This window comes from Nocardia altamirensis NBRC 108246, from assembly GCF_001612685.1.
Taxonomy (GTDB): domain Bacteria; phylum Actinomycetota; class Actinomycetes; order Mycobacteriales; family Mycobacteriaceae; genus Nocardia; species Nocardia altamirensis.
The window spans coordinates 22,477-29,755 of sequence record NZ_BDAY01000115.1 but is presented as its reverse complement, the minus strand read 5'-3'; the positions used below and the strand labels follow the sequence as shown (position 1 = coordinate 29,755).

The window sequence follows — 7,279 nt, the reverse complement described above, 5'->3', positions numbered from 1 at the left end:
TAAACGGCCATCTGCAACCATTTCTCTCCGCTCAACAGGTCAACAACCATTTCTCTCCCGTCGATTCGGGGCCGGGTAACCATTCGACTACCGCCCAACGAAGCTCGGCCACCATTCGACTGCCGGCGGCCCCTCGGTGGCCAACAACGTTGCCATGCACTGCTATTCGAACAGGTCGAGGGTGGGTTGGGGGTTGCGGCCGCGGACTTCGATGGAGCCGAAGACCAGGTCGGGGGGTGGAACCAGGCCGAGGTGTTCCCAGGCGGCGGCAGTGGCGACGCGGCCGCGAGGGGTGCGGGCGACCATGCCCGCGCGGACCAGGAATGGTTCGCAGACTTCCTCCACGGTGGCGGCCTCCTCCCCCACGGCGACCGCGAGGGTGGAGACGCCGACCGGGCCGCCGCCGAAACTGCGGACCAGGGCGGTGAGTACGGCGCGGTCGAGGCGGTCGAGGCCGAGGACGTCGACGTCGTACACCTCGAGCGCGGCCTGCGCGATGGGGCGGGTGATCATGCCGTCGGCGCGGACTTCCGCGTAGTCGCGCACGCGGCGCAACAGCCGGTTGGCGATGCGCGGGGTGCCGCGGGAACGGCCCGCGATCTCGGCGGCGGCGTCCCGATCGATCTCGACGCCGAGGATGTGCGCCGAGCGCTGCAGGATGCGCAGCAGTTCGGCGGGATCGTAGAAGTCCATGTGGCCGGTGAAGCCGAAACGATCGCGCAGCGGTCCGGTCAACGCGCCGGATCGGGTGGTCGCACCGACCAGCGTGAACGGCGCGATGTCGAGCGGAATCGAGGTGGCGCCCGGGCCTTTGCCGACGACGACGTCGACGCGGAAGTCCTCCATCGCGAGGTAGAGCATTTCCTCGGCGGGGCGGGCGATGCGGTGGATCTCGTCGATGAACAGCACATCACCGTCGACCAGGTTGCTGAGCATGGCCGCGAGGTCGCCCGCCCGTTCCAGCGCGGGACCGGAGGTGATCCGCAGTGCGGTACCGAGTTCGCCTGCGATGATCATCGCCATGCTGGTCTTGCCGAGGCCGGGCGGGCCGGACAGCAGCACATGGTCGGGGGTGCCGCCGCGCTGTTTGGCGCCGCGCAACACCAGCGCCAGCTGCTCGCGGACCCGCGGCTGGCCGATGAAGTCGTCGAGAGACTTCGGCCGCAGACTGGCCTCGATCTCGCCGTCGGACTTCAAATAGCTTGGGGTGACCTGAGATTCGGGTGCTTCGTCGGCTTCGTCGTATTCCATGAGTGATTACCGATTCTTGCCGAGCAGGTTCAATGCGGCACGCAAGGCGGCGGAGGTGTCGGCGGCCGGCTGTTCGGCGAGCACCGAATCTATCGCCTGCTCAGCCTGTTTGACGGGGAACCCGAGACCGGCGAGCGCCTCGACCACCTGGTCACGCACCGGCGTGATGATCGGGGTCGGCGCGCCGGGCGGGCCTGCCTGCACCGGAACGAGATTCACCTTGTCCCGCAGTTCGACGACCATGCGTTCGGCGCCACGCTTACCGATGCCGGGCACCCTGGTGAGCGCCGCGACATTGCTTTCGGCGAGCGCCTTGCGCAGCGCCTCCGGTTCGAGCACCGCGAGCACCGCCATCGCCAGGCGCGGGCCGACACCGGACACTGTTTGCAGCAGCCCGAACAGGTCGCGCGCCTCGGTGTCGGCGAAACCGTACAGCGTCTGCGAGTCCTCGCGGACGATCATCGCGGTGTACAGCCGGGTTTCCTCGCCGCGGGTCAGGGTGGCCAGCGTCGCGGGGGTCACGTTGAGCCGGTAGCCGATGCCTGCCGCCTCGATCACCGTGTGGTCGAGCGCGATCTCCAACACCTCACCGCGTACCGACGCGATCACCTGGGTACCGCCTTCCGTTGTTCGGCAAGCCGTTCCGCGTACTTGCGTTGCGCCTCGGCCGCGAGGGCCTCGGCCTTTGCCATCCGCTCCAGCAGCGGCGCCCGCCAACAATGGCAGATGGCCAGCGCCAGCGCATCCGCCGCGTCGGCGGGTTTCGGTGCGACCTGCAGGCCGAGGATCCTGGTGACCATCGTCGTGACCTGCGCCTTGTCCGCGGCACCGTTGCCGGTGACCGCGGCTTTTACCTCGCTCGGCGTGTGGAACGCGACCGGTATCCCTCGGCGCGCGGCCGCGAGGGCGATCACGCCACCCGCCTGCGCGGTGCCCATCGCGGTACGCACATTGTGCTGCGCGAAGACGCGTTCGATCGCGACGGCCCTCGGTTCGTGGGTGTCCATCCAGCTTTCGGCGGCATCGGCGACCAGCAGCAGCCGATGCGCCAGATCCATGTCGGGCGGGGTGCGGACCACGTCGACGGCGAGCGCGGTGACCTTCCGGCCGATCCCGCCCTCGACGATGCTGAGGCCGCACCGGGTGAGCCCGGGGTCGACGCCCATCACCCGCACGAAATCCCCTCTCACCAGACACGAACAACTGTTCGAGAGTCTAGCGGAGGCAGGCTCTTTCGCCGTCCAGCGACACGGCGGCGGACGCATGGCGACCGGACCCGCTCAGTCGGGTAGCCCGAGTAGCTCCGGTTTCAGTGCGCGAGCCGCCCATTCCTGCGCCGGGTCGGCGACGAGCCGGCGGGCCGCGATGTCGAGCAGCCCGCTGACATGGGTGACCGTGGCAACCACCACGTCGTCCTGCCGGGTGAGGACGTGCTCGACGCGATAGGTCTTGCCGGTCCCCCACACCCACGCGCAGGACACATCCACTGTGTCGCCGCCGCGCAATTCGCGGTGGAACTTGAGGGTCGTCTCCAGATTCACCGGCCCGAAACCGGCCGCGATCAACTCCTCGACCGAGACACCCGCCGCCTGCACACACGCGAACCGCGAGTGATCGGCGAACTGGTGATACGCCGCACCGGTGACATGCAACTGCGCATCCAGGTCGGAGACACGGACTTCCATGCGAATGCTGAACGACACGAGCCCGACTATGCCAGCTCCCACCGACAAGTTCGCGCCCCCAGGATGACTGGAGGGGATTCACAGGGAGTCTCGAGGAACGGTGTCGACAATGCCGTAGGTGCCTGTTCCTGGACTGTCGCATGCCGCGCCCGCGATCCCCGCGCCACCGCCCGCCGTTCCAGCACCACCGGCGGCGCCGCAATTGCCGTCGGCGAACCTGAATCCGAACTATCAGAACGGCTTTCACCACGGCGTTTCGCTGCTGCACGGGTGGTTGCCGGTCACGGTCGAGGTCGTCGTCGTTGTGGTGCTCGTCGTCGCGATCGCGCGGCGGACGCGGCGCTGGTGGACGATTCAGCTGCCGCTCTGCGTGCTGCTCGGTGTCGTCGGCGCGCTGGTCGCGCGGTGGTACGTGACCAACCAGGGACTGGCGTCGGACCCGGCGCCCGTCGAATTGTGGGCCGCCGTCGGCGCGACGGTCGGCGCTCTCGCCGTCGCCGTCCTCGGCTGGCGCGGCGCCCGCTGGTGGCGGCGCGGCGTCTCGCTCCTCGCCGTCCCGCTTGCCGTGCTCAGCACCGGCATCGTGCTCAACCAGTGGGTCGGCTACTACCCCACGGTCGAATCGGCGTGGGGCGCGCTCACCGCGGGCCCGCTCCCGCACCAGACCGACCTCGACGCTCTGGATGGCCTGCGCGACACCGACATATCGACCGGCAAGGTGGTGCCGGTCGATATCCCCGACTCGGACAGTGGTTTTCCGCATCGCACCGAATACGTGTACCTGCCGCCCGCATGGTTCGCGGGCCCGACTCCGCCGACCCTGCCGGTGGTCATGATGATCGGCGGTGAATTCAACACTCCGGCGGACTGGCTGCGCAGCGGCCAAATCATGCCTGCCATCGACAGTTTCACCGCCGCCAACGGTGGAAAGGCGCCGATCCTCGTCTTCGTCGACTCCAGCGGCAGTTTCAACAACGACACCGAATGTGTGAACGGCCCACGCGGTGACGCCGCCGACCACCTCACCCGAGATGTCCCGAGCTACTTGGCATCCCGCTTCCACGCGAGCACCGACCCGGCTCAGTGGGCCGTGGTCGGCTGGTCCATGGGCGGCACCTGCGCGGTCGATCTGGCCGTCATGCATCCCGAACTGGTCCGCACTTTCGTCGATATCGCAGGCGATCTCGGCCCCACTTCCGGCACCAAGGACCAAACCATCGCCCGCCTCTTCGGCGGCAACGCCGCACAATGGGCCGCCTTCGACCCGCTCACCGTCATGGCCGCCCATGGTCAATACACCGGCACCGCAGGCCTTTTCGACGACCTGACCCCACCACATCGGCCCAACTACCCTGGCGGCCAAGGCAATCACCGCCGCGCCATGGACGACGAGAACGCGGGCATGGGCGGACGTGACGGCGTTCAGGACTCCGGCGAGGTGGGCGCCGCCGAAAAACTCTGCACCCAAGGCCGCGAGGTAGGCATCGACTGCACCATCCACACCACGCAGGGCGGCCACACCTGGCAATTCGCCGCCGCGGCCTTCACCTCGTCCTTCCCATGGATCGTCGCCCGCCTAGGCCTCCCCATTCCCACCACTCCATAAGGAAGACACGCGTGGGGTATTCGCGCTCGGCATCGCCAACGGCCCGGCGTTCGGTTTCAGCACGGTCACCCTCGCCGGCGCTGGCGGCTGGCCGCCGTCAAGTGACTCGGCGCCTGCGGGCCATTGGTGCACTCCCCCAATGATTTTGTGCCGGAACAGATTCGCGTGCTGAACCCCGCCGGTGATCAGACCTGTTCGCCGCGTTCGCGGCGACGATCGAGATCCGCCTGGCGCGCGGCTTCCTGACGACGCGCTTCGGCACGCTGCTGTTCGGCGCGTTCACGCAGTCCGCGGAGGAACTCTTCGTCCGCGGCGGAGTCCTGGGCGACGTAGCGGCCGGGACGGTCGTACTCGGCGTACCGCGTCGTGGACCGCGGCCGGGTTTCGTGGATCGGGCGCCCGACGAACAGCCACAGCAGGGCGCCAACGGTCGGCAGCAGGATGACGACGATCAGCCATCCGACCTTCGGCAGGTGCCGAGTTCCGCCCTCGGGGCAGGTGATGACGTCGATCAAACAGTAGATCCACAGTGCGAGCGTGATCAGCGCCACGGCGGCATAGGGCATGACTTCTCTCCTCGAAGAATGTGTGGACCGCCGACGATCGCCGCGTCCCCCCGATGTGCCCTGAGCAGGGCATTACACCGCGAAACGGTACTACAAACAGGCGAATTGCTGAAGCCGCACAACCGAGATCGTGATCACGGCACACCGGTACCGGACCCGTCAGCCGGTCGCCATCGCGGCGGTGCGGAAAGTGCGCCGGTAAGCCTGCGGGGATACCCCGATCGCTTCGTGCAGATGCTGACGCAACGAGGTGCCGGTGGCAAAGCCGACCTCGCCCGCGATCCGGTCGACCGTCATGTCGGTCGATTCGAGGAGGTGGCGGGCGCGGTACAGCCGCTGCTGAATCAGCCAGCGTCCCGGGCTCATTCCCACTTCGTCGCTGAACCGCCGGGCGAAGGTGCGTTCGCTCATTCTGGCCCGCTCGGCGAGTTCGTCGACGCTGACCGGGAGGTGCAGGTTTTCCATCGCCCATTGCCGCGCGGCGGCGGTGCTCGCCGACGGCGACGGCGGCATCGGCTGCTCGATGTACTGGGCTTGACCGCCTTCCCGCCACGGCGGCACGACGCAGCGGCGGGCCACGCTGTTGGCGACCACGCTGCCGTAGTCGCGGCGCACCAGATGCAGGCAGGCGTCGATCCCCGCGGCCGCGCCCGCCGAGGTGAGCACGTCACCGTCTTCGACGTACAGCACGTCGGGATCGAGCCGGACCAGCGGGAAGGTGCGCCGAAACCGTTCTGCCTCATACCAATTCGTGGTCGCTACCCGACCGTCGAGCAGTCCGGCGGCCGCGGCGACGAACGCGCCCGTGCAGATCGCCACGATCCTGGTGCCGGGCCGGATCCGGGCGAGCGCGTCGCGCACGGGTTGCGGCAGGGCGCCGTCGAGGGCCATCGAGATATCGCAGGCGGGCAGCACGACGGTGTCGGCGGTGTCGAGCACGCTGCTGTCGTGGTCGACGGCGATCGAGTAGTCGGCGTTGCTGCGCACCGGTGCACCGTCGACGGTGCAGGTGCGGATCCGGTATCGACCGCCCGCGCTGCCGAATACCCGGTTCGCGATGCCGAGTTCGAACGGGTACACCCCGTCCAACGCCAGCACGGCGACCTGGTGGACCACGTCGATCGTCATGGCACGATCATATCGAATTGTGGCAATCCTGCCATTTTCCGATCGGCTGTCGCGCGGCAAACTTGGCACTATGAGCGAAGCCAACACGATGCGTGCGATCAGTCAGAACACCCTCGGCGGACCCGAGGTGCTCACCGAGGTGCACCTGCCGCGACCGGTGCCTGGCCCGGGCGAGGTCCTGATCAAGGTACGCGCGGCGGGCATCAACCCGACCGATTGGAAACACCGAGCCATCCGCGTCTTCCTGCCCGATCCGCCGTTCGTGCTCGGCTGGGACGTGTCCGGCGAGGTCGCCGAGACCGGCGTCGGCGTGACGCTGTTCCAGCCGGGTGACGAGGTCTTCGGCATGCTCCCCTACCCCGACGGCCACGGCGCGTTCGCCGAATACGTCGTCGGTCCCGCCCGCGCCTTCGCCCGCAAACCCGCTGGGCTGGACCATGTTCAGGCCGCCGCGATACCGCTGGCCGCCCTGACCGCATGGCAGGCACTCGTCGACACGGCCGGACTGCAGGCAGGCCAGCGGGTGCTGATACACGCCGCCGCAGGCGGGGTCGGGCACTTCGCCGTGCAGATCGCCAAGGCGCTCGGCGCCTACGTCATCGGCACCGCCAGTGCCGCCAACCACGACTTCCTGCGCAACATCGGCGTCGACGAGCCGATCGACTACCGCACCACCGATGTCGGCGAAACGGTCCGCGACGTTGACGTGGTGTTCGACATGATCGACGACGAGAACAGCGTCCGCTCGCTGCGCACGTTGCGGCCGGGCGGCCTGCTTGTCACGTTGCGCGCGATGGGTCCGGTCGACCTCGCCGCGGCGGCCGAGCAGCTCGGCGTCCGCGCGCTCCGCTTGCTGGTCGAGGACGACCACGCGGGCATGGTTGCCATCGCCGAGCTCGTCGAGTCCGGCGCGTTGCGGCCGACCGTCGCAGGCACCTTCCCGCTCGCGGACGCGGCGAAGGCACACGCGCTCGGCGAAACCGGGCGTACTGTCGGCAAACTAGTCATCACTGTCGCCTGAGACCGAAAGATTTTCCGCGCGG

The 7,279-nt window shown here is 68.4% G+C and carries 8 protein-coding genes; 2 read left to right on the top strand and 6 right to left on the bottom strand.

Going from position 1 to position 7,279, the window contains the following annotated elements:
- Window positions 1-162 precede the first annotated feature (162 nt).
- The 4 genes from ruvB to NA11_RS40800 form a co-directional block, all read right to left on the bottom strand.
- On the bottom strand, window positions 163-1,251 hold the full coding sequence (gene ruvB / locus NA11_RS40815; RefSeq protein ID WP_069167469.1) for a Holliday junction branch migration DNA helicase RuvB: 1,089 nt from the start codon (window positions 1,249-1,251) through the stop codon (window positions 163-165).
- A gap of 6 nt (window positions 1,252-1,257) precedes the next feature.
- On the bottom strand, window positions 1,258-1,860 hold the full coding sequence (gene ruvA / locus NA11_RS40810) for a Holliday junction branch migration protein RuvA (RefSeq protein ID WP_069167468.1): 603 nt from the start codon (window positions 1,858-1,860) through the stop codon (window positions 1,258-1,260).
- Window positions 1,857-2,426 carry a crossover junction endodeoxyribonuclease RuvC gene (gene ruvC, locus NA11_RS40805; RefSeq protein ID WP_069167467.1) on the bottom strand — a complete coding sequence of 190 codons (570 nt, stop codon included), beginning with the start codon at window positions 2,424-2,426 and terminating at the stop codon, window positions 1,857-1,859. Before ruvC ends, ruvA begins: the two co-directional genes overlap by 4 nt.
- Before the next feature lie 105 nt (window positions 2,427-2,531).
- Entirely contained in the window at window positions 2,532-2,954 is a 423-nt protein-coding gene (locus NA11_RS40800; RefSeq protein ID WP_084655519.1) for an acyl-CoA thioesterase, read from the bottom strand.
- 100 nt (window positions 2,955-3,054) lie between these two features.
- Between NA11_RS40800 and NA11_RS40795 the strand changes: the two genes are divergently transcribed.
- Complete coding sequence (locus tag NA11_RS40795) at window positions 3,055-4,542, top strand: alpha/beta hydrolase-fold protein (protein WP_439957145.1); 1,488 nt, start codon at window positions 3,055-3,057, stop codon at window positions 4,540-4,542.
- Window positions 4,543-4,727: 185 nt separating this feature from the next.
- Here NA11_RS40795 and NA11_RS40790 read toward each other — a convergent pair whose 3' ends face one another.
- Window positions 4,728-5,108: a PLD nuclease N-terminal domain-containing protein gene (locus tag NA11_RS40790; protein ID WP_069167466.1), complete on the bottom strand. Its 381-nt coding sequence runs from the start codon at window positions 5,106-5,108 to the stop codon at window positions 4,728-4,730.
- A 159-nt stretch (window positions 5,109-5,267) separates the two neighbouring features.
- Window positions 5,268-6,236: a GlxA family transcriptional regulator gene (locus NA11_RS40785; RefSeq protein WP_069167465.1), complete on the bottom strand. Its 969-nt coding sequence runs from the start codon at window positions 6,234-6,236 to the stop codon at window positions 5,268-5,270.
- Window positions 6,237-6,306: 70 nt separating this feature from the next.
- On the opposite strand from NA11_RS40785, the gene NA11_RS40780 reads away from it, so the two are divergent.
- On the top strand, window positions 6,307-7,257 hold the full coding sequence (locus NA11_RS40780; RefSeq protein WP_069167475.1) for an NADP-dependent oxidoreductase: 951 nt from the start codon (window positions 6,307-6,309) through the stop codon (window positions 7,255-7,257).
- Window positions 7,258-7,279 lie beyond the last annotated feature (22 nt).

Excerpts from the sequence above, each read along its gene's own strand:
- ruvB (WP_069167469.1), bottom strand. The coding sequence starts at position 1,251 with ATGGAATACGACGAAGCCGACGAAGCACCCGAATCTCAGGTCACCCCA.
- NA11_RS40790 (WP_069167466.1), bottom strand. The coding sequence starts at position 5,108 with ATGCCCTATGCCGCCGTGGCGCTGATCACGCTCGCACTGTGGATCTAC.
- NA11_RS40785 (WP_069167465.1), bottom strand. The coding sequence starts at position 6,236 with ATGACGATCGACGTGGTCCACCAGGTCGCCGTGCTGGCGTTGGACGGG.
- NA11_RS40780 (WP_069167475.1), top strand. The coding sequence starts at position 6,307 with ATGAGCGAAGCCAACACGATGCGTGCGATCAGTCAGAACACCCTCGGC.